The organism is Pseudomonas sp. Root401 (assembly GCF_001425105.1).
GTDB classification, from domain to species: domain Bacteria; phylum Pseudomonadota; class Gammaproteobacteria; order Pseudomonadales; family Pseudomonadaceae; genus Aquipseudomonas; species Aquipseudomonas brassicacearum.
On the sequence record NZ_LMDO01000065.1, the window covers coordinates 47,789 to 73,829 of the forward strand.

At 61.6% G+C, this 26,041-nt stretch carries 18 protein-coding genes; 9 read left to right on the plus strand and 9 right to left on the minus strand.

Features of this window, described 5'->3' with window-relative positions:
* Window positions 1-77: 77 nt before the first annotated feature.
* A complete protein-coding gene (locus tag ASC85_RS29155) occupies window positions 78-758 on the plus strand; it encodes a heavy metal response regulator transcription factor (RefSeq protein ID WP_057452384.1) in 681 nt (226 codons plus the stop codon).
* Window positions 755-2,107 (plus strand): heavy metal sensor histidine kinase, encoded by a 1,353-nt coding sequence (locus tag ASC85_RS29160; protein WP_057452385.1) that lies wholly within the window; start codon window positions 755-757, stop codon window positions 2,105-2,107. The genes ASC85_RS29155 and ASC85_RS29160 overlap by 4 nt, the downstream gene beginning before the upstream one ends.
* A gap of 234 nt (window positions 2,108-2,341) precedes the next feature.
* On the opposite strand, the gene ASC85_RS29165 is transcribed toward ASC85_RS29160, so the two are convergent.
* From ASC85_RS29165 to ASC85_RS29175, 3 genes are all read right to left on the minus strand, one after another.
* Entirely contained in the window at window positions 2,342-3,586 is a 1,245-nt protein-coding gene (locus ASC85_RS29165) for a lipoprotein-releasing ABC transporter permease subunit (protein ID WP_057452386.1), read from the minus strand.
* A 63-nt stretch (window positions 3,587-3,649) separates the two neighbouring features.
* Window positions 3,650-4,333 (minus strand): lipoprotein-releasing ABC transporter ATP-binding protein LolD, encoded by a 684-nt coding sequence (gene lolD / locus ASC85_RS29170; RefSeq protein ID WP_162843734.1) that lies wholly within the window; start codon window positions 4,331-4,333, stop codon window positions 3,650-3,652.
* A gap of 7 nt (window positions 4,334-4,340) precedes the next feature.
* The gene (locus ASC85_RS29175; protein ID WP_057452387.1) at window positions 4,341-5,591 is read right to left on the minus strand and encodes a lipoprotein-releasing ABC transporter permease subunit; all 1,251 of its coding nucleotides are present in this window, start codon (window positions 5,589-5,591) and stop codon (window positions 4,341-4,343) included.
* A gap of 94 nt (window positions 5,592-5,685) precedes the next feature.
* Between ASC85_RS29175 and ASC85_RS29180 the strand changes: the two genes are divergently transcribed.
* Entirely contained in the window at window positions 5,686-6,282 is a 597-nt protein-coding gene (locus ASC85_RS29180) for a PilZ domain-containing protein (RefSeq protein WP_057452388.1), read from the plus strand.
* A complete protein-coding gene (locus ASC85_RS29185; RefSeq protein WP_003199672.1) occupies window positions 6,279-7,001 on the plus strand; it encodes a glycerophosphodiester phosphodiesterase in 723 nt (240 codons plus the stop codon). Before ASC85_RS29180 ends, ASC85_RS29185 begins: the two co-directional genes overlap by 4 nt.
* Before the next feature lie 42 nt (window positions 7,002-7,043).
* Here the strand turns inward: ASC85_RS29185 and sthA are convergent, their stop codons facing one another.
* Entirely contained in the window at window positions 7,044-8,438 is a 1,395-nt protein-coding gene (gene sthA / locus ASC85_RS29190) for a Si-specific NAD(P)(+) transhydrogenase (RefSeq protein WP_003183399.1), read from the minus strand.
* Between the two features lie 211 nt (window positions 8,439-8,649).
* A complete protein-coding gene (locus ASC85_RS29195; protein WP_057452389.1) occupies window positions 8,650-9,639 on the minus strand; it encodes an FAD:protein FMN transferase in 990 nt (329 codons plus the stop codon).
* Between the two features lie 267 nt (window positions 9,640-9,906).
* Between ASC85_RS29195 and ASC85_RS29200 the strand changes: the two genes are divergently transcribed.
* Window positions 9,907-11,205 (plus strand): MFS transporter, encoded by a 1,299-nt coding sequence (locus ASC85_RS29200; RefSeq protein WP_057452390.1) that lies wholly within the window; start codon window positions 9,907-9,909, stop codon window positions 11,203-11,205.
* 184 nt (window positions 11,206-11,389) lie between these two features.
* On the opposite strand, the gene ASC85_RS29205 is transcribed toward ASC85_RS29200, so the two are convergent.
* Complete coding sequence (locus ASC85_RS29205; protein ID WP_057452391.1) at window positions 11,390-12,853, minus strand: glyceraldehyde-3-phosphate dehydrogenase; 1,464 nt, start codon at window positions 12,851-12,853, stop codon at window positions 11,390-11,392.
* A gap of 168 nt (window positions 12,854-13,021) precedes the next feature.
* Between ASC85_RS29205 and mfd the strand changes: the two genes are divergently transcribed.
* Genes mfd through ASC85_RS29220 form a run of 3 tightly spaced genes read left to right on the plus strand, consistent with a single transcriptional unit; the run spans window position 13,022 to window position 19,753 of the window.
* The gene (gene mfd, locus ASC85_RS29210) at window positions 13,022-16,471 is read left to right on the plus strand and encodes a transcription-repair coupling factor (protein ID WP_057452392.1); all 3,450 of its coding nucleotides are present in this window, start codon (window positions 13,022-13,024) and stop codon (window positions 16,469-16,471) included.
* A 10-nt stretch (window positions 16,472-16,481) separates the two neighbouring features.
* Window positions 16,482-17,048 (plus strand): CsiV family protein, encoded by a 567-nt coding sequence (locus tag ASC85_RS29215; RefSeq protein ID WP_057452393.1) that lies wholly within the window; start codon window positions 16,482-16,484, stop codon window positions 17,046-17,048.
* A gap of 11 nt (window positions 17,049-17,059) precedes the next feature.
* Window positions 17,060-19,753: a DEAD/DEAH box helicase gene (locus ASC85_RS29220; protein ID WP_057452394.1), complete on the plus strand. Its 2,694-nt coding sequence runs from the start codon at window positions 17,060-17,062 to the stop codon at window positions 19,751-19,753.
* Between the two features lie 216 nt (window positions 19,754-19,969).
* Here ASC85_RS29220 and ASC85_RS29225 read toward each other — a convergent pair whose 3' ends face one another.
* The 3 genes from ASC85_RS29225 to ASC85_RS29240 form a co-directional block, all read right to left on the minus strand.
* On the minus strand, window positions 19,970-23,260 hold the full coding sequence (locus ASC85_RS29225; protein ID WP_082534537.1) for a DEAD/DEAH box helicase: 3,291 nt from the start codon (window positions 23,258-23,260) through the stop codon (window positions 19,970-19,972).
* A gap of 41 nt (window positions 23,261-23,301) precedes the next feature.
* A complete protein-coding gene (gene nagZ / locus ASC85_RS29235) occupies window positions 23,302-24,300 on the minus strand; it encodes a beta-N-acetylhexosaminidase (protein WP_177343189.1) in 999 nt (332 codons plus the stop codon).
* Window positions 24,301-24,483: 183 nt separating this feature from the next.
* Complete coding sequence (locus tag ASC85_RS29240; RefSeq protein ID WP_013692622.1) at window positions 24,484-25,191, minus strand: TetR/AcrR family transcriptional regulator; 708 nt, start codon at window positions 25,189-25,191, stop codon at window positions 24,484-24,486.
* 241 nt (window positions 25,192-25,432) lie between these two features.
* Here ASC85_RS29240 and lexA point away from each other — a divergent pair, with 241 nt between their 5' ends.
* A complete protein-coding gene (gene lexA, locus ASC85_RS29245; protein WP_003199651.1) occupies window positions 25,433-26,041 on the plus strand; it encodes a transcriptional repressor LexA in 609 nt (202 codons plus the stop codon).

Below are 26,041 nucleotides of genomic sequence, written 5' to 3' on the forward strand. Positions count from 1 at the left end.
ACAACTCTGTCAGGTTGTGCCACGGCCCCGGCCGCCGCGGTATAACGCCCACGTTCAAACCATGCCCTGAGCTGCCCATGAAACTGCTGATCGTCGAAGACCAAACCAAAACCGGCCAATACCTGCGCCAGGGCCTGGGCGAAGCCGGGTTCAACGCCGACCTGGTGGCCGATGGCATCACTGGCCAGCAACTGGCCTTGAGCGGTGAATACGCCTTGCTGATCCTCGACGTGATGTTGCCCGGTCGCGATGGCTGGCAGATCCTGCAAGCCGTCCGTGGGGCCGGGCTGGACACACCGGTGCTGTTCCTTACCGCGCGGGACGCGGTACAGGATCGGGTCCACGGCCTGGAGCTGGGTGCCGATGATTACCTGGTCAAGCCCTTTGCTTTTTCCGAGTTGCTGGCACGGGTGCGCAGCCTGTTGCGCCGAGGCAGTTCGACGCACCAGGAAACCAGCCTGCAACTGGCCGACTTGCGCCTGGACCTGATCCGCCGCCGCGTCGAACGCAGCGGCCGGCGCATCGACCTCACCGCCAAGGAATTCGCCTTGCTGGAAATGCTTCTGCGCCGCCAGGGCGAAGTGCTGCCCAAATCGCTGATCGCGTCCCAGGTCTGGGACATGAATTTCGACAGCGACACCAACGTCATCGAAGTCGCGATACGGCGCCTGCGAATCAAGATTGACGACGACTTCCCCAGCAAACTGATCCATACCGTGCGGGGCATGGGCTATGTGCTTGAAGAGCGCAGCCTGTGAGGGGCCGGTGGTCGCTGAGCAGTCGCCTGGCGCTGCTGTTCGCCGCCTGCACCGCCGTGGTGTCATTGTTCGCCGGGGTGTTGTTCAGCCGTGGCAGCGAGGCGCACTTCATCGAGCTGGACCAGCAACTGCTCGAAGGCAAGCTGATCGGCCTGCGCCGGGCCCTGCAAGACCTCGACGCTGAACAGACCCAGGCGCGCCTGGAGGATGAACTGAGCCGTCAGGCCGACCTGGCGCTGCGCATCAAAGGCAGTGATGGTGTGCGTTGGTACGACAGCTCGATCCGGATTCCGGCTCAATTGCCGGAGCGGCCCGGCCTGTCGACCCTCAGCGACGCCGACACCGATTACCGGGTGTTGAACGCCCCGCTGTATCCCGACCGAGCCGATTCGCCGCAACTGACCCTGCTGCTGGACATCACCCACCACCAGCACTTCCTGCAACGCATGCAGCGCCTGATCTGGCTGACCGTCGGCCTCTCGGCCCTGGCCACCGCCCTGCTCGGCGCCTGGGCCGCCCGGCGGGCCTTGCGCCCCTTGCGGCGCATGGGCGCCATTGCCGGCAGTGTCTCGGCCCGCTCCCTCAACGCCCGACTGCCCGAAGAGCAAATGCCCGCCGAACTGGCGGAATTGGCCCACAGCATCAACGCCATGCTCGGACGCCTCGACGATGCGTTTCAGCGGCTCTCAGCGTTCTCTGCCGACATCGCCCATGAATTGCGCACGCCGCTGTCGAACCTGCTGACCCACACCCAGGTCACCCTCACCCGCGAACGCCCGCTGGAGGATTACCGCGAGGCGTTGCACAGCAATCTCGAAGAACTGCAATGGATGGCCCAACTGGTCAACGACATGCTGTACCTGGCCAAGGCCGACCACGGCTTGCTGGCGCCCAATCGCGAACCGCTGCAATTGGCCGAAGAGGTGGACGTGCTGCTGGACTTCTTCGCACCCCTGGCCGAAGACACCAACGTAAGCCTGAGCCGCGAGGGCGATGGCCGCATAGAGGGTGACCGCAACATGTTGCGCCGGGCGCTCTCCAACCTGCTGGACAACGCCCTGCGCTTCACCCCCGCTGACGGCGAAGTGCGGGTGCGCATTGTCGATGAGACTCAAGGGGTGAACATCAGCGTGGAAAACAGTGGCGAGGGGATTGCAGCGGACTTGCTGCCGCGCCTGTTCGACCGCTTCTACCGCGCCGACCCAGCCCGCCAGGAAGGCAGCAGTGAACACGCGGGGCTCGGACTGGCCATCACCCGCTCGATCATCCGCGCCCATGGCGGGCAGATCCGCTGTGAATCGGCCGATGGCTGGACGCGGTTCCTGATCGAATTGCCGAAGGGAGATTAAGCCCCCGCTGAGCCTGTAGGAGCTGTGTAGGAGCTGTGTAGGAGCTATGTAGGAGCTGTGTAGGAGCTGTGTAGGAGCTGTCGAGTGCAACGAGGCTGCGATCTTTCCCCAGACACTTAAATCTAAAGCGAAAGATCAAAAAATCAAAGATCAAAAGATCGCAGGCTTCGCCAGCTCCTACAGAGCCCAGCGAGAGCAAGCGCGGCCCCATGTTCCCAGAGTCTTGCGACAGCCTCAGGAATACCGCAACGCCTGCGCCGGTTCGATCTTCGCCGCACGCCACGCCGGGTATACGGTGGCGAGGAAGCTCAGAATGAACCCGGCCGAGCAGATCAGCACCACGTCGCCACGCTGCAGCTCCGACGGCAGGTTGCTGACGAAGTACACATCGGAACTGAAGATGTGCTGGCCGCTGACCCGTTCCAGCCAGCCCACCAGCGCACTGACGTTCAGCGCCGCGATCACCCCCAGCACGCCGCCAATCAGCGTGCCGACAACGCCGATCACCGTGCCCTGGACCATGAAGATCGCCATGATCTGCCGCGGCGTGGCGCCGATAGTGCGCAGGATCGCGATGTCCGCGCCTTTGTCGTTCACCACCATGATCAGGGTAGCGATGATGTTGAACGCCGCCACCGCGACGATCATCAGCAACAGCAAGCCGATCATGGTTTTTTCCATTTTCATGGCACTGAACAGGCTGCCCTGGGTGTGGGTCCAGTCGTCGGCCTTGTAGGCCGCGCCCAGGCCGGTGGCGATGTCACCGGAGACCTTCGGCGCCGCGTACAAGTCCTTCACCGCCAGGCGCACGCTTTGCACCTGATTCGGCTGCCAATGCTGCATCTGTGCGGCATCGGCCAGGTGGATCAGCGCCATGGAGCCGTCCAGTTCGGCGCCCACCTTGAACACACCCACCACATTCAGTCGCTGCATCCGTGGGGTGATGCCGCCGGGGGCCGTGCTGACTTCCGGCACGATCAAGGTGATTTTGTCGCCGACATTCAGACGAAAACGCCGGGCGGTGATTTCGCCGATCACCACGCCAAACTCGCCCGGCTTCAAGGCATCGAGACGCCCCTGGACGATATGCTGGGCGACGATGGACACCTTGCCTTCCTGGGCCGGGTCGACGCCGCTGATCTGGATCGGTTGCATCGAACCCTTATGGCTGAGCATCCCTTCCATCTCGGTAAACGGCACGGCGGCAGTCACTTCAGGGTTTTTCAACGCCGCGGCGGCCACCGGCTGCCAATCGTCGATCGGATTGACACCGACGATAGTGGCGTGGGGCACCATGCCGAGGATGCGCGAGCTCATTTCGCGCTGGAAGCCGTTCATCACCGACAACACCACGATCATCGCCAGCACACCCAGGGCGAGGCCGATCATCGAGGTCATGGAGATGAACGAAACAAAGCGATTGCGGCGCTTGGCGCGGGTATAGCGCGTGCCGATAAAGATCGATAACGGTCTGAACATTCGCGGGGCACCGTATAAAAATAAAAGACCCGGCGTGTGTTGCAAACGCCGGGTTTCGGTCGGTCAGATGGGCGTCAGGCAACCTTCCTGCAAGTGCAGGACGCGGTCCATCTGCCGGGCCAGGTTCATGTCGTGGGTCACCACCAGGAACGCAGTGCGCATCGACGTGCTGAGCTCCAGCATCAAGTCCTGGATGCCTTGGGCGGTGTGGGAGTCGAGGTTGCCGGTCGGTTCGTCGAGCATCACCAGGCCAGGCTTGTTGACCAGGGCCCGGGCAATCGCCACGCGCTGGCGCTCGCCACCGGACAGCTCGGCCGGCTTGTGCTCCAGGCGATGCCCCAGCCCTACCCGCTCCAGCAACGCCGTGGCACGCTGACGGGCCTCGGGAATCGCCGTGCGGCCAATCAACAGCGGCATGCAGACGTTTTCCAGCGCGGTGAACTCGGGCAGCAAATGGTGGAACTGGTAGACGAAACCCAGGGAACGGTTGCGCAGCAGGCCACGGGCCTTCTCGTTCAGCGCCGAAAGCTCTTCGCCGGCCAGCCAGACACTGCCGGCGGTTGGCGTATCCAGGCCGCCCAGCAGGTTGAGCAAGGTACTTTTGCCCGACCCGGAGGTGCCGACAATCGCCACGCGCTCGCCAGGATGCAACTCCAGTTGCAGGCCCGACAACACCACCACCGACTCCGGACCTTCCTCGTAGGATTTGCCCAGGTTGCGGCAGCTCAAGATTGCTTTTTCACTCATGCCCGACTCACTCATAACGTAACGCCTCCGCAGGCTGGGTGCGCGCGGCACGCCAGGCAGGATACAGGGTGGCGAGGAAACTCAGGACCAACGCGGCGCCGCAGACCATCAACACGTCATCGGCCTGCAATTGCGATGGCAGGTAGTCGATGAAGTACACGTCGGCGTTGAGAAACTTGTGCCCGATCAGGCCTTCGAGGGCGGCAATCGCGGCGCTGACATTCAGCGCGGCGAACATCCCGACCAGGGCGCCGACGAACGTACCGATCACGCCAATGACCGTGCCCTGGACCATGAAGATCCGCATGATCTGCCCCGGCGTGGCGCCGAGGGTGCGCAGGATGGCGATGTCGCCCTTCTTGTCGTTCACCACCATCACCAGCGTGGAGATGATGTTGAACGCCGCCACGGCAACGATCAGCAACAGCAGCAGGCCGATCATGGCTTTTTCCATGCGGATCGCCTGGTACAGGTTGCCGTGGGTGCGGGTCCAGTCCCGGGCGTAGTAGCGGTCTTCGCCGAGCTGCTGGGCGAGGGTCCACGCAACGCGCGGTGCCTGGAACAGGTCGTCGAACTTCAACCGCAGGCCCTGGACCTGGTCCGGCTTCCAGCGATGCAGGCGCGCCAGGTCCTGGAGGTTGGTGACGCCCAGGTAACCATCCAGCTCGCCGGCGCCGACATGGAAAATGCCGACCACGGTAAAGCGTTTCATGCGCGGGAACATGCCGCCCGGGGTCACGGTGACTTCCGGGGCGACGAAAGTCAGCTTGTCGCCAATGGCAACGCCGAGCTTGGTCGCGGCCTTGTCACCGATGACGATGCCGAAACTGCCCGGCGCCAGGTCATCGAGTTTTCCCTGTTGCATGAAGTTGTCGATGATCGACACCTGCCGCTCGAGCCCGGGGTCGATGCCATTGAGCAAGACTTTGGACACCTTGCCGTCGTTGGTCAGCAGCCCCTGCATCTGGGTGAACGGCGCCACGGCCAGCACCTGCGGGTTCTGCTTGACCTTGGCGGCCAGGCTCGGCCAATCGCTGATGGCTTCGCCGGATTCGAGGGTCGCGTGGGGCACCATGCCCAGCACGCGGGTGCGCATCTCATGGTCGAAGCCGTTCATCACCGAGAGCACGACGATCATCACGACCACGCCAAGGGCCAGCCCGATGATGGACGTCAGGGAAATGAACGATACGAAATGATTGCGACGCTTTGCACGGGTATAACGCGTGCCGATAAATACGAAGAGAGGTCTGAACATGTCGGGGCTTGTTCGGAGGGAAAAGGAACGTCCTTGTGGCGGGGGTCACAAACCAGCTTTACACTCAGACCACCGCCGCTACCATGGGTTCGCCATGTCGACATTAGATGAAGAAGATCGCCGCGAATACTACCGTATCGAGGACACGATCGCACTGGAAATTCGGCCCCTGTCCATTCCTGAAGCTGCTGGCCAGGATGTGTTGCAGGATGCTTCTCCATTGTTCAATCTGCTCAGTGAATTGCACCTGAGCGAATTCGAGTCACAGCACCTGCTGCGCCAGATCAGCGAGCGCGAACGCAGCATCGCGGCGTACCTCAAGGCAATGAACAAACGCATCGACCTGCTCAGCCAGGTCATTGCCCTGACGGTGCTCGGCGAAATCGGCGAGCCGCAGCCGGTGATCATTTCCGAAGGCGGCATCGACTTCCAGCACCCCACGCCGATTACGGTCGGCAGCCACTTGTCGATCAAACTGGTGCTGATGCCGCAGGCCCTCGGCTTGTTGCTGCGGGCGCGGGTTACCCACTGCGACCCCAAGGGCGACGGCTTCGACATCGGCACCGAGTTTGAACGCCCGACCGACGCCCAGCGCCAGTTGCTGGCCCGCTACATCCTGCAGAAACAGGCGCAAGAGCGTCGCCTGGCCCGGGAACAGAACGACTCAGGTATCAATAAGGAAGAACCGTGACCCTCATTTATGGCCACCGCGGCGCCAAGGGCGAAGCACCGGAAAATACCCTGACCGGCTTTCAGGAGTGCCTCAAGCACGGCGTACGCCGTTGCGAGCTGGACTTGCACCTGTCCATGGACGGCGAGTTGATGGTGATCCACGACCCGACCCTCAAGCGCACCACCGATCGCCGCGGCAAGGTAGTGGAGCATACCGCCGCCGAACTGGTGACCTACGATGCGCGCAAGGGCGGCCCGGGCTGGATCAAGCCGTGCCCGATCCCACGCCTGGAGGAGCTGTTCGAGAAGTGTGATTTCGAGCACTGGCAACTGGAGGTCAAGAGCGCCTCGCGCACCCGCGCCGCCGCCACGGTGCTGGGCATCCGCGAAATGGCCCAGCGTTTCGGGCTGCTGGACAAAATCACCATCACCTCCAGTTCCCGGGAAGTGCTCAAGGCAGCCCTGGACCTGACCCCGGACATCTCCCGCGGACTGGTGGCCGAATACGCCTGGCTCGACCCGTTGAAGGTCGCCCAGAGTTACGGCTGCGAGATTCTGGCGCTGAACTGGACCCTGTGCACGCCGGAACGCCTGATCAAGGCGCAGCGCCAGGGGCTGCATGTGTCGGTGTGGACCGTCAACGAGCCTGCGCTGATGCGCAGGCTCGCCGACTTTGGCGCTGACAGCCTGATTACAGACTTTCCCGGTTTGGCCACTGCCACCCTCGAGAATTGCTGAAATCGGTCTCCCCGGCCGGCTCAGGCCACCGGCCGGAGCCGCTCAAAAAAGCCGGTTGAGCCCGTCATAGGCCGCTACCCGATAGGCTTCGGCCATGGTCGGGTAGTTGAACGTGGTGTTGACGAAGTACTTCAACGTGTTCAATTCGCCCGGCTGGTTCATGATCGCCTGGCCGATGTGCACGATCTCCGAGGCCTGGTAGCCGAAGCAGTGCACGCCCAGCACTTCCAGGGTCTCGCGGTGGAACAGGATCTTCAGCATGCCTTGCGGCTCGCCGGCGATCTGCGCGCGCGCCATGCTCTTGAAGAAGGCCTTGCCCACTTCGTACGGCACCTTGGCCTGGGTCAGCTCCTGCTCGTTCTTGCCGATCGAGCTGATCTCCGGAATGGTGTAGATCCCGGTCGGCACGTCGTTGACGAAGCGCCAGCTGCCATTGTCGACAATGCTGCCAGCAGCCGAACGGCCCTGGTCGTGGGCGGCACTGGCCAGGCTCGGCCAGCCGATCACATCACCGGCACCGTAGATGTTCGGCACGCACGTGCGGTAGTTCTCGTCGACTTCGATCTGGCCGCGGCTGTTGACCTTCACGCCGATGTTTTCCAGACCCAGGGTGTCGGTGTTGCCGGTACGACCGTTGCACCAGAGCAAGGCATCGGCCTTGATCTTCTTGCCAGACTTGAGGTGCAGGATCACGCCATTGTCGACGCCTTCGACGCGGTCGTAGTCTTCGTTGTGGCGCACGGTGATGTTGTTGTTGCTGAAGTGATAGCTCAGGGCCTGGGAGATTTCCGAGTCCAGGAAGCTCAGCAACTGGCCGCGGTTATCCACCAGTTCCACCAGCACACCCAGGCCGCTGAAGATCGAGGCGTATTCGCAACCGATCACGCCAGCGCCGTAGACGATGAGCTTACGCGGGGTGTGACCCAGGCTCAGGATGGTGTCGCTATCGTAGATACGTGCGTGGTTGAAATCGATGTCGGCCGGGCGATACGGGCGCGAACCGGTGGCGATGATGATGTGCTTGGCCACCAGCTTCTCGACCACGCCATTGCCGCAGACCACTTCAACCGTCTGCTCATCGGCAAAGCTGCCGGTACCGAAGAACACATCAACGCGATTGCGGGCGTAGTAGCCGGTGCGCGAGGCCACCTGCTTGGAGATCACCTTCTCGGCGCTCTTGAGCACGTCCGGGAAGGAGAACCAGCGCGGCTCGCCGATGGCCCGGAACATCGGGTTGGTGTTGAACTGCATGATCTGCCGGACCGAGTGACGCAAGGCCTTGGACGGGATGGTACCCAAGTGGGTGCAGTTGCCGCCGACCTGCCGACGGCTGTCGACCATCGCCACCTTGCGCCCTGCCTTGGCCGCGTTCATTGCCGCGCCTTCCCCCGCCGGGCCGGAGCCCAGTACCACCACGTCGTAGTTGTAGACAGCCATGCGTACTCCTCAGAACAGGCCGCTGTGCCTCACTTGGCACCGACGGCTAAATCATGCCGGCCTGCGGCATGAAGGAACAATTTGGGGCCGGTTCACGAGCCCGGCCACAGTCTATAGAAGCGTCAACGCCGCGCACATTACCCCTTGGTCGCGTCGTAGGCTAGTTTTGCCTGTGCTATTTCGCCACAGGTAACCTTTCAGGGCGCTGTCATCATTGGGTTTTTCCGCGACTGATCCGTTCAAACTCATCATTGGTACGCGTCAAAAAACGATCGCCATCGCGCAACACGAAAAATACCCCGATGCCATGTTTCTGGGCATAGTCCCAACCCCGTTCAGGACCGAGAATCAGCAACAGCGTCGATAGTCCATCGGCCATCAACGCCGAAGGATGAATCACCGTGACTGACGCCAGGTTGTGTAGGACCGGCGTACCGGAGCGGGCATCAAAAGTGTGGGAATAACGCCTGCCGCCCTGTTCGAAATATTTACGGTAGTCGCCCGAGGTGGAAACCCCGTAGCCGTTGACCTCGATGACACGCTCGGCCACTTGCCGGTCGTCCCGGGGCTCTTCCAGGGCAATGCGCCAGGCCGAACCATCGGGCTTGCGCCCCGCAGCCTTGAGTTCGCCGGTGGCTTCGGCCAGGTAACTGTCGATGCCCAGGGCCTGGAGCCTCGCGGCGATGCGGTCGACGGCATAGCCTGCGGCGATACTGTTGAAGTCGACTTCCACCGCGGCGTCTTTGCACAGCCGGTCGCCGTCGATGCGCAAATGACCATGACCGACGCGCTGGCGCACCAGGGCCAGGGCTTCGGCGGTCGGTACTTTTTCTTCGCGAGACTGGGGACCGAAGCCCCACAGGTTCAGCAGCGGTTCCACAGTCAGGTCGAAGGAGCCATCGCTTTGGACCGACAACTGCTCACCTACGCGGACCAACTCCAGGACCGGGCCAGGCATGCGCTGACAGCTGTTGGCCGGCAGCGCGTTGAAACGCTCGATGTCCGAGTCGCTGCGATAGGTCGAGAGTTGCCGATCCACTTCGGCGAGGATGCTTTCCACTTCGGCCTGCACCGTTTTCACAGCGGGGCCGGCGGAATGTCTGACGTACTGAATCGAATAGTGACTGCCCATGGTCGGGCCATCGAAGCGTTCCAGGGTGTCGCCGTTGCCGCAACCCGACAACACGCCGGCCAGCACCATAAGCCCAATCCATCGTCCAGTTAACAAATCTTCATCTCCCCTCAAAACCGCGCCCGCCATTATGAACTCCAGCGCACGCAAAAACTGTGGGAGCCAATGGAGCCCTGTGGGAGCAAAGCTTGCTCGCGATGAACGATGACGCGGTCTTGCAGCTAAACCGTATCGCCTGCATCGCGAGCAAGCTTTGCTCCCACAGGCTCCCAGGCTCCCAAGTTCACACCGAGTGCAGCGCTTCCATACAAGATTTGCCAGAGTGAGTACCTACACATGTCTTCCAACACGAGCAACGGCAAGGCGATTTTTCGCGTTGTCAGCGGCAACTTCCTGGAGATGTTCGACTTCATGGTCTACGGCTTCTACGCCACGGCCATCGCCAAGACGTTCTTCCCCGCCGACAGCGCGTTCGCCTCGCTGATGCTGTCCCTGGCCACGTTTGGTGCCGGGTTCCTGATGCGCCCCCTCGGGGCGATTTTTCTCGGTGCCTACATCGACCGTCACGGCCGCCGCAAAGGCTTGATCATCACCCTGGCGCTGATGGCCATGGGCACCATACTGATCGCCTGCGTGCCAAGCTACGCCACCCTGGGCGTGGCGGCCCCCTTGCTGGTGCTGCTGGGCCGATTGCTGCAAGGTTTCTCCGCGGGCGTGGAACTGGGCGGCGTGTCGGTTTACCTGGCGGAAATTTCCACGCCGGGGCGCAAGGGTTTCTTTGTCAGTTGGCAATCCGCCAGCCAACAGGCTGCCGTGGTGTTTGCCGGCCTGCTGGGGGTGGGTCTCAATCATTGGCTGAGCCCCCAGGAAATGGGCGAATGGGGCTGGCGCGTACCGTTCCTGGTGGGGTGCATGATTGTGCCGGCGATATTCGTGATCCGTCGCTCACTGGAAGAAACACCTGAGTTCCAAGCGAGAAAACATCGTCCCAGCCTGTCGGAAATTGTCCGCTCCATCGGTCAGAACTTCGGCATTGTCTTGGCCGGCATGGCGCTGGTGGTGATGACCACTGTGTCGTTCTACCTGATCACCGCCTACACACCGACCTTCGGCAAGGCCGAGCTGAACCTGTCGGACCTCGATGCGCTGCTGGTCACGGTGTGCATCGGCTTGTCGAATTTCTTCTGGCTGCCTGTGATGGGGGCTTTTTCCGACAAGATCGGACGTAAACCCCTGCTGCTCGGTGCGACTGTCCTGGCGATCCTCACCGCCTATCCGGCGCTGTCCTGGCTGGTGGCGAACCCCAGCTTCAGCCATTTGCTGCTCGTCGAGCTGTGGTTGTCGTTCCTGTATGGATCCTACAACGGTGCGATGGTCGTGGCCTTGACGGAAATCATGCCGGTCGAGGTGCGCACCACCGGTTTCTCCCTGGCCTACAGCCTGGCGACAGCGACGTTCGGCGGATTTACCCCGGCGGCCTGTACGTATCTGATTCATGTGCTCGACAACAAGGCTGCACCGGGGATATGGCTCAGTGGTGCGGCGGTGCTGGGGTTGATCGCGACCTTGGTGCTGTTCAAGGGCAATCGGCATGCACTGCGGACTGCACAAGCCTCAGTCGTCGGCGGCGCCTGACACATCGCTATCGTCGGATCGCCGCCCGGAGCAAGCTCGCTCCCACATTGGACCGCATACATCAGCAACAACTCGGTCAACTGTGGGAGCGAGCCTGCTCGCGAAGAGGCCGGCCCAGCCAACACAAACCTCCAGATACAAAAACGCCCCGACAAGTCGGGGCGTTTTCACAAGCAGCTAAGGCTTAGCGCGGGAACGCTGGCGGGTTTACACCGGCCATGTCTTCCATCACGCGAACCACCTGGCAGCTGTAACCGAATTCGTTGTCGTACCAGACGTACAGAACAACGCGGTTGTCTTGGCTGATGGTGGCTTCAGCATCCACGACACCGGCGTGGCGCGAGCCGACGAAGTCGGTGGACACCACTTCCTGGGAGTTGACGAAGTCGATCTGCTTATGCAGATCGGAGTGCAGCGCCATGTAGCGCAGGTACTCGTTCATCTCTTCACGGGTGGCGGCTTTCTCAAGGTTCAGGTTGAGAATGGCCATCGACACGTTCGGCGTCGGCACACGGATCGCGTTGCCGGTCAGCTTGCCAGCCAACTCAGGCAGGGCCTTGGCAGCGGCGGTGGCAGCACCGGTCTCGGTGAGGACCATGTTCAGCGCGGCGCTGCGGCCACGGCGGTCGCCCTTGTGGAAGTTGTCGATCAGGTTCTGGTCGTTGGTGTACGAGTGAACCGTTTCGACGTGACCGTTGACGATGCCGAACTTGTCGTTCACTGCCTTGAGCACCGGCACGATGGCGTTGGTGGTGCAGGAAGCAGCGGAGACGATCTTGTCGTCAGCGGTGATTTCGCCGTGGTTGATGCCGTGAACGATGTTCTTCAGCTTGCCCTTGCCAGGCGCGGTCAGCACGACGCGGGCGATGCCCGGGCAGGTCAGGTGCTGGCCCAGGCCCTCGGCATCACGCCATACGCCGGTGTTGTCCACCAGCAGTGCGTCCTTGATGCCGTACTGGGTGTAGTCCACCTCGGTCGGGTTCTTCGCGTAGATCACCTGGATCAGGTTGCCGTTGGCGAGGATGGTGTTGTTTTCTTCATCGATGATGATGGTGCCGTTGAACGAACCATGGACCGAATCACGACGCAGCAGGCTGGCGCGCTTGGTCAGGTCGTTCTCGGCGCCCTTGCGCACCACGATGGCCCGCAGGCGCAGGCCGTCGCCGCCACCGGTTTTTTCGATCAGGATGCGCGCCAGCAGACGGCCGATACGACCGAAGCCGTACAGGACCACGTCGGTGCCTTTGCGAGGCGAAGCGTTCTGCTGGCCAACCACATCGGCCATCTCTTCACGAACGAACTGCTCGGCGCTACGGCCATTGCCTTCGTTGCGGAATTTGAACGCCAACTTGCCCAGATCCACCGAAGCCGCGCCGAGCTTGAGCTCGCTCATGGCTTTGAGCAGAGGGAATGTTTCGTGGACGGAGAGTTCGCTGTCGTCGGAAGAACGGTGGCGAGCAAAGCGGTGGGCTTTGAGGATCGCGATGACAGACTGGTTGATCAGGCTGCGGCCATAGATCGAGCTCACCACGTTGTTATTGCGGTAGAGCTGACCGATGAGAGGGATCATCGCTTCTGCGAGAGCTTCACGATCAATCCATTCACCAAGACACTGGTCGGGCTTCTGAGTCACGGTAACCTTCCACATGTAGGGGCTGAAAAAAGGGGCTACATTATGCCGCCGAGTCCTCGGCGGAGCAATGCGCGCCTGTCGCACCGTGGTTTTCCTGTCTGCCCGGGCAGTCTGCGACTGACAGCAGGCCCCTTCCCCCGCTACAATTGTCGACTTTGTCGCAATGCTGGAGCTCAATCTTCCGTGCCCGTTCTGCGTCTTCCGCTTCTCCCTGCCGCGGCAGGTAAACAGCACTGGGGCAACCTGCCCGGTGCCGCCCTGAGCCTGGCCATCGCCGAGGCTGCCAGCGCTGCAAAGCGCTTCACCCTGCTGCTGACCGCCGACAGCCAAAGCGCCGAGCGGCTGGAACAGGAGCTGAGTTTCTTCGCTCCGGATTTGCCGGTCTTGCATTTCCCGGACTGGGAAACCCTGCCCTACGATCTGTTTTCGCCGCACCAGGACATCATTTCCCAGCGAATCGCCAGCCTTTATCGGCTGCCGGAACTCAGTCATGGCGTTTTGGTAGTGCCGATCACCACGGCCCTACATCGCCTGGCACCGACCCAATTCCTGCTTGGCAGCAGCCTGGTACTGGACATCGGCCAGAAGCTCGATGTCGAGCAAATGCGCACCCGCCTTGAGGCCAGTGGCTATCGCTGCGTCGACACGGTATACGAGCACGGCGAGTTCGCGGTACGCGGCGCCTTGATCGACCTGTTCCCGATGGGCAGCAAACTGCCTTATCGCATCGACCTGTTCGATGACGAAATCGAGACCCTGCGCACCTTCGACCCGGAAAACCAGCGGTCCATCGACAAAGTGCAGTCGATCCGCCTGTTGCCGGCCAAGGAGTTCCCGCTGCAGAAAGACGCCGTGACCCGCTTCAAGGCACGCTTTCGCGAGCGCTTCGATGTGGATTTCCGGCGCTGCCCGATCTTCCAGGACCTGAGCAGCGGGATCACGCCCGCCGGCATCGAGTACTACCTGCCGCTGTTTTTCGAAGAAACCTCCACCCTGTTCGATTACCTGCCCCAGGACACCCAGGTGTTTTCCCTGCCGGGCATCGAACAGGCTGCGGAAAACTTCTGGAACGACGTGCGCAACCGCTACGAAGAACGTCGCGTCGATCCTTCCCGGCCCCTATTACCGCCGGCCGAGCTGTTCCTGCCGGTGGAAGACTGTTTCGCCCGCCTCAAGAGCTGGCCGCGGGTGGTGGCGAGCCAGCAGGACGTGGAAACCGGCGTCGGCCGTGAACGCTTTGCAGCCAGACCCTTGCCGGACCTGGCGATCGAAGCCAAGGCCACGCAACCTTTGGCGGCGCTGGCCGGCTTTCTCGATGCATTCCCCGGTCGCGTGTTGTTCACCGCCGAATCCGCGGGTCGTCGCGAAGTATTGTTGGAGCTGCTCGAGCGCCTGAAGCTGCGACCGAAGACGGTGGACAGCTGGCCGGACTTCGTCGCCGGCAAGGATCGCCTGGCGATTACCATCGCGCCGCTGAACGACGGCCTGGTCCTGGATGACCCGGCCCTGGCCCTGGTCGCCGAAAGTCCCTTGTTCGGCCAGCGCGTCATGCAGCGCCGCCGTCGCGAGAAACGCGCCGACGCCGCCAACGACGCCGTCATCAAGAACCTCACCGAACTGCGCGAAGGCGCACCCGTGGTGCACATCGACCACGGCGTGGGCCGCTACCTGGGCCTGGCGACACTGGAAATCGACAACCAGGCCGCCGAGTTCCTGACCCTGGAATACGCCGAGGGTGCCAAGCTCTACGTGCCGGTGGCGAACCTGCACCTGATCGCCCGCTACACCGGCAGCGACGACGCCCTGGCGCCGCTGCATCGCCTGGGCTCGGAAACCTGGCAGAAAGCCAAGCGCAAGGCGGCCGAACAGGTGCGCGACGTGGCCGCCGAGCTGCTGGACATCTACGCCCGTCGCGCGGCCCGCGAGGGCTATGCCTTCGCCGATCCGAAAGCCGACTACGAAACCTTCAGCGCCGGTTTCCCGTTCGAAGAAACCGTCGACCAGCAGACCACCATCGAAGCCGTGCGCGCCGACATGCTCGCGCCCAAACCCATGGACCGGCTGGTGTGTGGCGACGTGGGCTTCGGCAAGACCGAAGTGGCGATGCGCGCCGCGTTCATTGCCGTGCACGGTGGCAAGCAGGTGGCGATCCTGGTGCCGACCACCCTGCTCGCCCAGCAGCACTACAACAGTTTCCGCGACCGTTTTGCCGACTGGCCGGTGACCGTGGAAGTGATGAGCCGTTTCAAATCCACCAAGGAAGTGAACGCCGCCGTGGCCGACCTGGCCGAGGGCAAGATCGACATCGTCATCGGCACGCACAAGCTGCTGCAGGACGACGTGAAGTTCAAGAGCCTGGGGCTGGTGATCATCGACGAAGAGCACCGCTTTGGCGTGCGCCAGAAAGAACAGCTCAAGGCCCTGCGCAGCGAAGTCGACATCCTGACCCTGACCGCCACGCCGATCCCGCGCACGCTGAACATGGCGGTGTCGGGCATGCGCGACCTGTCGATCATCGCCACGCCGCCGGCCCGGCGCCTGTCGGTGCGCACCTTTGTCATGGAGCAGAACAAAAGCACGGTCAAGGAAGCCTTGCTGCGTGAGTTGCTGCGTGGCGGCCAGGTCTATTACCTGCACAACGACGTGAAGACCATCGAGAAATGCGCCGCCGACCTGGCCGAACTGGTGCCGGAAGCGCGGATCGGCATCGGCCACGGGCAAATGCGCGAGCGCGAACTCGAACAGGTGATGAGCGACTTCTACCACAAGCGCTTCAACGTGCTGATCGCCTCGACCATCATCGAGACCGGCATCGACGTGCCGAGCGCCAACACCATCATCATCGAGCGCGCCGACAAATTCGGCCTGGCCCAGCTGCACCAGTTGCGCGGCCGGGTCGGGCGTAGCCACCACCAGGCCTATGCCTACCTGCTGACGCCACCGCGCCAGCAGATCACCCCGGATGCGGAAAAGCGCCTGGAAGCCATCGCCAATACCCAGGACCTGGGCGCCGGCTTCGTGCTGGCCACCAACGACCTGGAAATCCGCGGTGCCGGCGAATTGCTCGGCGACGGCCAGAGCGGCCAGATCCAGGCTGTCGGCTTCACCCTGTACATGGAAATGCTCGAGCGCGCGGTCAAGTCGATCCGCAAGGGCGAACAGCCGAACCTCGATCAACCCCTGGGTGGCGGGCCGGAAATCAACCTGCGGGTGCCGGCACTGATCCCGGAAGACTACCTGCGGGACGTTCACGCACGGCTGATCCTCTACAAACGCATCGCCTCGGCCAGCGACGAGGAAGGCCTCAAGGACCTGCAAGTGGAGATGATCGACCGCTTCGGCCTGCTGCCGGAACCGACCAAGAACCTGGTGCGCACCACTCAGCTCAAGCTCAAGGCCGAACAACTGGGCATCAAGAAAGTCGACGGTGGCCCCAACGGTGGCCGGATCGAGTTCGAGGCCCAGACTCCGGTCGATCCACTGGTGCTGATCAAGTTGATCCAGGGCCAGCCCAAACGCTACAAGTTCGAAGGTGCCACGATGTTCAAATTCATGGTGCCCATGGAACGCGCAGAAGAGCGTTTCAATATCGTAGAGGCGCTGTTCGAGCGCCTCACTCCGACCACTGCTTGAAGGACGCCACATGCGCCTGTTTTGCTCACTGACCTTGTTGTTGACCCTGGTCGCTCCCCTGGCGTTTGCCGACGACCTGTATCAGGTTGAAATGATCCTGGTGCGCCAGAACGCCGAGCCGGCGATTGTCAGCCGTGCCGCACCGGAAGACTGGGACGCCGGCGCGCAACGCCTGGGCGCGGATAGCCAGCGCACACCGGCCATGGGTAACATCGTCGAGAAACTCACCGCCAGCGGCCAATACACGGTATTGATGCACAAGGCCTGGCAGCAGACGCTCGGTGAACAGGGGCGCAAAGTTGCCATCAGCGACGGCGCCGAACAGTTCGGGCAATTCCCCATCGAGGGCACCCTGGAACTGAAGCTGGGCCGCTTCACCGACGTGGATGCCGATTTCTGGATCAACCAGATCAACGCCAATGGCCTGGTCACCGCCAGCGAGCGCCTCAAGCAGCAGAGCCATACCAAGAATGGCCAACTGAACTTCCTCGACAACGGTCATCTTGGCCTGCTGATCAAGATCACCTCGTTGACCGCGCCCGCGCCACGGCAGGCACCTGAAGTCATTCCGGACTGATTGGCGCGCCTATGCCCTCGCCCCTGAGCAAACCCCTGGCACCTTCCTGGGTCAATCGATTCAAGGAACAGAGCCTGGAGCGCGGGCGCCGTTATGCGCTGGAAAACCGCGTCAGGATCGTCGAGGCCGGCGACAGCACCATCACCGCCAGCTGCGAAGGCTCTGGCGGTAACGTCTACCGTCAGACCATTCGCCTTAAGGAGTCAGCCAAGGGCACGCTGATTCTGCTCGAAGCCGCGTGCTCCTGCCCGGTGCGCATCAACTGCAAGCACTGCGCGGCCGTGTTGCTGCAAGTCCAGGAAACCCTGGCCTACCCGGCCGCCGAAAAAGACGCGCAGTTGCTGGAGAAACTCCAGGCCGTGCTGGACAACCGCAGCCCCAAGGCCCCACCACAAGTGCTGGTGGACAACGTGCAACCGGTGCCGCGCCTGTGGCTGGCCAGTATCGAGTTCAGCGCCTTCGAGCCGCGCAACGGCAAGATGCAGCGCTACATTCAACACCGCGCCGCGCTGTCGTTCGGTTACCTGGACGAATACGTCAGCGGCCAGCGCAACACCGACGTGCTGATTCGCCAGGAAACCCAGACACTGCGGATAAAACGCCACACCGACGTGGAACAGTCCTACCGCGAACAGCTGCGAATCCTCGGCTTCAAGGTCGCGACCCGACAAAGCAAGGCCCTGCCGGAAAGCGCCGGCGAACTGTACGAAATGGTCAACGACAGTGCCTGGCTGACCTTCACCCTCAACGACCTGCCGAAACTGCGCAGCCAAGGCTGGGAACTGCAGATCGACGAGGACTTCGGCTTCGACCTGACGGCAGTGGACGAGTGGTACGCCACCGTCGAGGAAACGCCGGAGCGGGACTGGTTCGACCTCGAACTGGGGATCATCGTCAACGGTGAGCGCCTGAGCCTGCTGCCGATCCTGTTGAACCTGATGCGCTCGCACATCGAATTGTTCAACCCGGAACGCCTGGCCCGGCGTCGGGACGACGAACTCATTCTGGTCAACCTGCCCAACCGTCCGAACTCGGAGTTCGGCCCGCAGCAGGTGGCCCTGCCCTATGGCCGGCTGAAACCGGTGCTGGCGACCCTGGGCGAGTTTTACCTGCAAGAGCCCGGCACCACTAAACTGCGCCTCAACAGCGCGGACGCCCTGCGCCTGAACCCGCTGCAGGACATGCCGTTGACCTGGGAAGGTGGCGAACACATTCGCGGCCTGGCGCAACGCCTGCGGGACATCAAGGATTACACCGCCACCGCGCCAGAGGGCCTGAACGCGACGCTGCGGCCGTATCAACTCGAAGGCTTGAGCTGGATGCAATCGCTGCGACAGCTGGAAGTCGGCGGCATCCTCGCGGACGACATGGGCCTGGGCAAAACCCTACAGACCCTGGCGCACATTCTCAGCGAAAAAAACGCCGGGCGGCTCGACCGACCGTGCATGGTCGTCATGCCGACCAGCCTGATCCCCAACTGGCTCGACGAGGCGGCTCACTTCACGCCGCAGCTCAAAGTGCTGGCCCTGTATGGCGCCGGGCGCAAGAAGCATTTCGACCGATTGGCCGATTACGACCTGGTCCTCACCACCTATGCCCTGCTGCCCAAGGATGTCGAGCGCCTGGCCGCGCAGCCGTTGCACGTGCTGATCCTCGATGAAGCCCAGTACATCAAGAACCCCACCAGCAAAGCCGCCCAGGCCGCCCGCGAGCTCAACGCCCGCCAGCGCCTGTGCCTGTCCGGCACGCCGCTGGAAAATCACCTGGGTGAATTGTGGTCGCTGTTTCACTTCCTGCTGCCGGGGTGGCTTGGGGACGTCAAGAGTTTCAACCGCGACTACCGTGTACCGATCGAAAAGCGCGGCAGCGATGTACGACTGCAGCACCTCAACGGTCGGATAAAACCTTTCCTGCTGCGCCGGACCAAGGAGCAAGTGGCGACGGAGTTGCCGCCCAAGACCGAGATCATCCATTGGGTCGAACTCAGCGACGCCCAGCGGGACGTCTACGAAACCATGCGCCTGGCGATGGACAAGAAGGTCCGCGACGAGATCACCCGCAAAGGCGTGGCCCGCAGCCAGATCATCATTCTCGAAGCGCTGCTCAAGCTGCGCCAGGTGTGTTGCGACCTGCGCCTGATCAACGACGCCACCCTGCCCGCCCGAGGCAGCACCTCGGGCAAGCTCGACAGCCTGATGGAAATGCTCGAAGAGCTGTTCGAAGAAGGTCGCCGGGTGCTGTTGTTTTCCCAATTCACGTCCATGTTGGCGCTGATTGAAGATGAGCTGAAGAAACGTGGCGTCGATTACGCCCTCCTGACCGGCCAGACCCGCGACCGTCGCACACCCGTCAAGGAATTCCAGAGCGGCAAGCGTCAGATCTTCCTGATCAGCCTGAAGGCCGGCGGTGTAGGCCTGAACCTGACTGAAGCCGACACGGTGATTCACTACGACCCGTGGTGGAACCCGGCCACCGAAAACCAGGCGACCGACCGCGCCTACCGCATCGGCCAGGAAAAACCGGTATTCGTCTACAAGCTGATTGCCCGAGGTACGGTGGAAGAGAAGATCCAGCTACTGCAAAAGGAAAAATCCGACCTCGCAGCCGGCGTACTGGACGGACGCGTAGCCGGGGATTGGAAACTGCAGAGCGACGATATCGAAGCATTGTTCGCGCCGCTGCCGGACAAGCTGGAAAAGCGCTGATTCACACCGTTTCCTGTGGGAGCTGAGCTTGCTCGCGATGGCGGTGGGTCAGCTTACACAGATGCTTACTGCACTGCCGCCATCGCGAGCAAGCTCGGCTCCCACAGGGGATTTGCAGCGTCCACAAAGCCGGAGCCCGCCCCACTCCAATGTGGGAGCGAGCCTGCTCGCGAAGGCTGACTATCAGGCGACATAGCCAGTGAATGTGCCGGTGAATCAGGTCTTGGGCAACGGTGCAAACAACGCTTCGATATCGCTCTGCTCAAGCTTCCACCCACCCTTCGCGCCGCCATCCAGCAGACTGCCCGCCAACGCGGCCTTATCCTCCTGAAGCGCCTGTATCTTCTCTTCCACCGTGCCTCGGGCAATCAGCTTGTAGACGAACACTGGCTTGTTTTGACCGATCCGATAAGCCCGGTCGGTCGCTTGATTTTCCACCGCCGGGTTCCACCACGGATCGAAGTGAATCACCGTGTCCGCAGCCGTCAGATTGAGCCCCGTACCGCCGGCCTTGAGGCTGATTAGAAACAGCGACACCTTGCCACTCTGAAATTCCCTCACCGGGGTGCGGCGATCCGTGGTGGATCCGGTCAGCAAGGAATAGGTCAGGCTGCGCTTTTGCAGTTCCTCCTCGATCAGGGCCAGCATCGAGGTGAACTGGGAAAACAGCAGAATCTTGCGCCCTTCGCTGAGCAACTCTTCGAGCATTTCCATCAAACTGAGCAACTTGCCGCTGCCTGAACGTAGCGCTTTGGCGGTCTGTACGGTATTGAGCAGCCGCAGGTCGCAGCAGACCTGGCGTAACTTGAGCAACGCATCGAGAATGATGATCTGGCTACGGGCCACGCCGCTGCGAGCGATTTCGTCGCGCACTTTCTTGTCCATGGCCACACGCACGGTTTCGTAGACATCCCGCTGACCGTCGCTGAGGTCGACCCAATGGACGATTTCAGTCTTGGGTGGCAGCTCAGTAGCGACTTGTTCCTTTTTACGCCGCAATAGAAACGGTTTTATTCGGGCCGTCAGATGGTGCATTCGCTCGCTGTTGCCATGTTTTTCGATCGGCGTCCGATAGTCCCGATTGAAACTTTTGCTATCCCCCAACCAGCCGGGCAGGAGGAAATGAAACAGCGACCAGAGTTCGCCCAAGTGATTTTCCAGGGGCGTACCGGACAGGCACAAGCGCTGCCGGGCATTGAGTTCACGGGCAGCCTGGGCGGCCTTGCTGGTGGGGTTCTTGATGTACTGGGCTTCATCGAGAATCAGCACACTCCAGGCCTGGGGTTTCAGCACCTCCAGATCCCGCGGCAACAAGGCATAAGTCGTCAGAATCAGGTCGTACTGTGCGAGGCTCGCAAAGTCCTTCTGCCGGGTAGCGCCATGAAGTGCCACGACGTTGAGCTGCGGCGTAAAACGCGCGGCTTCGTCAAGCCAGTTGGGAATAAGGCTGGTGGGCATGACCGCCAGCGCCGGGACATCCAGACGGCCGGCCTGCTTCTCGCAAAGCAGGTGAGCCAGGGTCTGCAAGGTTTTACCCAAGCCCATGTCATCGCCCAGGATGCCGCCGACTTCCAGCTCGCGCAGGGTCTGCATCCAATTGAGCCCTTCCAGTTGATAAGGTCGCAGGGTGGCTTTGAGCCCCGCCGGCGCCGGGACATGCACGTGAGTCGACTCATGTAATCGCTTGGCGAACGTACGCAACCGCTCCCCGCCTTGCCAGGTCAATGGCACGCCTTCCAGCACATTCAACCTGGCCGCATCAAAGGCATTCAACCGTATCGAGTCACCCCGGTGCTCCTTCATGTACAGCTCACCAAGCGTTGCCATCAGCGGCTTGACCCGCCCATATGGCAACGCGACCTTCACACCAGGACCCGCCCCGAATTTTCCGCCGTTGAGATCGAGCAACATCAACTCTTCATCACCACGCCGATCAAGGTTGTCCGGATCCATCATCTCGGGGCTTGAGCGAAGCAGATGAAGCAAGATCGGCAGCAGGCTGTGCCGTTTTCCATCCACGACAATGCCCAGCTGCAAATCGAACCACTCTCGACCGGGAGACTCCTCGATGTCGGCGTACAACTGCTCCACCGGTTGCAGATCGAAATGAAAACCCGCTTCGATATCGATCTGCCAATTGGCGGCACGCAATCGCGGCAGGCCTTTGTCCATGAAGGCCAACCAGGCGTGGTCATCCGCCATTTGAAATAGCTCACCCCCGATGTCCGCCAGCGCAAGGCTCTTGCGACTGGTTTTCTTGAAACCTACCTTACGCAGAACGGTGCGAAAGGCTTGCTCGACATCCGGTTTACGCTGAATGCGCAAAATTTCGGTTCCGGACAGGATCGACAGTTCGGTGGATGCTTTGTCGTCCGCCACATGACCATCATAAATAAAGGTCAGTGCCGCGCGATGTTCTGGAACAGATTTCCAGTGCCGGAAGTTGATTGCACTTCCCAACGTCAACAACGCTCGCGGCTCAACACCTTCGATGATGCGCTCAGTCAGTTCTTTCGGCGGCGGGATAGGTCGGTCGACAGCGTTGATCCTATGGCTGAAAAGCACGACATCCTGAGCAGGTACCTCCGGCGCATGGCATAAATGGCACGCCAATTTGTCGTCCATTTCATAGGACAGCCGGCCAAGTTCCCTGCGCGATAAATCCAGATAATGAAGCGGCTCAAGCACCAGAAGGTTATCCAGTACCTGATCGCCACTGCGCCACCGAGACCGATAGTTGCCATTGGCCTGCTCAGCCCAGAAAAACTGTGCATTTTTTAGCGGACCTGCGCCCAATGGCTGCGGCGGGTCGAAATCCAGGAACAAGCGTGAGGACTGTAATGCCAGCGCCAGCACTTCGGCGCCGCTGCGACCTTGCAACGGAAAGCTGTTCTGGCTGTGATAATGCTGACTGCTGATAAGCGACTGGCCAATTTGCTTGTCGACGTCGGACATATAATTCGGAAAACGATTCAGCATGTCCGTCAGTTGGCCAAACGCTTTCAGATCCTTCAGGGAACCATCATCGAGCTGGCGCCCCTTGAAGAGCTCCAAAAGCCACTGCCCTAAGTGCGTCTTCTTGAGTTTGTAGAAGATCCGGACATCGGCGTCTTTTTTGCTCGGTAGCGAATCGGCGCCCCGCTCGGGAATACACTTGATCCAGGTTTCAAGTTCAGAATTCAGGCGCTCGCCGTCGGAGCCGGCCTCCAGCGCTTGCGGATTCCACATCAAATGGAACATGACGGCAGCGCAGTGCTTGCAGCAGTCACCGACCGGGCACGAGCATTCGTAACGAACGCCGTCGTATCCCCGATAACGAGTGAGCGCGATCACCTGCTGATAGACATTATCGCCGCCACCCTCGCATTCGGCGTGAATCGATTGCTCGTCTATCCGCAGTATCCGTACTCGGTCTCTCTCGGCGTAGTCGAACCCGCGCTGAAGGTAACTCTGATGGAAGTCTTCTCCCCAATCCGTCTCAAGAAGCGCCTCAATTGGCTGGGTCATGGGCACCGCCGAGCGTTACGCATATCAGTCACGACACTTCCTTAATCAATCAGTTGGGCAGCTCTCAGCGCGCCGAGCGCCGCCAGCCAGCGAGGGTCCTGACGGTATTCAGTGGAGGCACAGGCCTGGCCGCGCATGCGGGCGATCCGCGCCGAAGGCTTGACCTTCAGGCGCTGGGCAGCGCTCAAGGCCAACTCCGCGGCAGCACGGTCGTTGCACACCAGGCCCATGTCGCAACCCGCCGTCAACGCGGCCTCGATACGACTGGCGGCATCACCGACCACATGAGCACCGGCCATCGACAGGTCATCACTGAAGATCACCCCATCGAATTGCAACTCGCCGCGCAGAATGTCCTGCAGCCAGCGACGGGAAAACCCGGCTGGATTGGCGTCAACCTGTGGGTAGATGACATGGGCCGGCATGACGGCGGCCAGTTGCTTGCTCAGCCTGGCAAACGGCACCAGGTCGTTGGCGCGAATCTGCTCCAGGCTGCGCTCGTCGTTCGGAATCGCCACGTGGGAGTCGGCCTCGGCCCAGCCATGTCCCGGGAAATGCTTGCCAGTGGCGGCCATCCCGGCGGCGTTCATGCCGCGGATGAAGGCACCGGCCAACAACGCAGCGCGCTCGGGATCACCTTCGAAGGAACGACTGCCGACCACGGCGCTGCGCTGGTAATCGAGGTCCAGCACCGGGGCAAAGCTCAAGTCGAGACCGACCGCCAGCACTTCAGTGGCCATGATCCAGCCGCATTGCTCGGCCAGGTATTCGGCGCTCGGGTTGTCGGCTATCGCCCGCATCGCCGGCAACCGCACAAAACCCTGGCGCAGCCGCTGGACGCGGCCACCTTCCTGATCCACCGCCAATAAAAGGTCGGGGCGGATGGCGCGGATCGACGCACTCAGCTCGCGCACCTGACGTGGATGCTCGATATTGCGGGCAAAGATGATCAAGCCGCCTACCTCAGGCTGGCGCAACAGGTGGCGATCTTCGGCCGTCAGCCAGGTACCGGCGACGTCCACCATCAACGAGCCTTGCAGGCCAGCAGTCATAGCATTTCCTTAATAACGATGAACCCGTGCGGCAACACAGGCACGACCACACCGCTGGGCCCAAGGCCCGGCAGGTCGCGGTCATGCAATAAAAAATGGAACGGGTTCGAAACGAGAGTCGGCATGGGCGGCTAGCTTAGCGGATGTAGGCAGCCGCGCCCACCCATGCACTTACGCCTTGGCCAGCGCCGGCGTCGATTTACTGCGCGGACGCAATTGCGCGGCAGCCATGGCTTCATCGGTGACGCCACTTTCGGCACGCATGCCGGCCGCCAGGAACGGCACCATCAAGCGCATCACCTGTTCGATCGAGGTATTCACGCCAAAGTCGGTTTCAGCAATGGCGCGCAGCGCCTTGATACCGGACATGCTGAACGCGGCGGCGCCGAGCATGAAGTGCACCCGCCAGAACAACTCGATGGGCGGAATACGCGGCGCGGCCTCATTGACCAGCAGCATGTAGCGACGGAAAACCTTGCCGTACATGTCTTCCAGGTAACGTCGCAGGTGTCCCTGGCTCTGGCTGAAGGCAAGGCCCAACAGGCGCATGAAAATGGAAAGGTCGTTACCGCTGCGCGGTTGCACGACAAGGGCCTGCTCGACCAGGATTTCCAACAGCTCTTCCAGGGTCGGCTTGACGTCAGGCTTGGCCTGGCGGCGCTCCAGCTCGCGATCGAGGCTGAGGCAGAAAGGCCCGAGGAACCGCGAGAATACCGCCTGGATCAGGGCCTTTTTCGAGCCGAAGTGATAGTTCACAGCCGCCAGGTTCACCCCGGCCTTGCTGGTGATCAGACGCAACGAGGTTTCAGCGAAACCTTTTTCCGCGAACAACTGCTCGGCAGCATCGAGAATGCGTTCAACGGTTTCCGACTGGGCCATGGTTACTCCGCCTGACAAACACTTGTTTGAAACATACGTTTCAGCCTAGGGGTTGTCAAGCCTGCCGGGGCGTTTTGCGAACGCCCGGTCACGTATTTAACCACACCTTTTAATGGGTGGTAGCCATGTCGCATCCAACAGCCCGACCGACCGTCCAGCGGCCGATGAAAAAAGGAGGATTGCCAAGCGGCGTCCACTGTATATAATCCCAGTCACTGTATAAAAAGACAGAGCGATCAATATGCTAAAGCTGACGCCACGCCAAGCAGAGATTCTGGCCTTCATCAAACGCTGCCTCGAAGACAACGGCTACCCGCCAACCCGCGCGGAAATCGCCCAGGAACTGGGTTTCAAGTCGCCCAACGCGGCTGAAGAACACCTCAAGGCGCTGGCGCGCAAGGGTGCTATCGAAATGACCCCGGGCGCATCCCGTGGCATTCGCATCCCCGGCTTCGAAGCCAAGGCCGACGAAACCACCCTGCCGATCATCGGCCGGGTCGCGGCAGGCGCACCGATCCTGGCCCAGCAGCATGTCGAGGAGTCCTGCAACATCAATCCTTCGTTCTTCCATCCTCGGGCCGATTACCTGCTTCGTGTACACGGCATGAGCATGAAGGACATCGGCATCTTCGACGGTGACCTCCTGGCCGTCCACACCACCCGCGAAGCCCGAAATGGCCAGATCGTGGTGGCGCGAATCGGCGACGAAGTGACCGTCAAGCGCTTCAAGCGCGACGGCAGCAAGGTCTGGCTCATCGCCGAGAACCCGGAGTTCGCGCCCATCGAAGTGAACCTGAAAGATCAGGACCTGGTCATCGAAGGCTTGAGCGTCGGCGTCATTCGCCGCTAA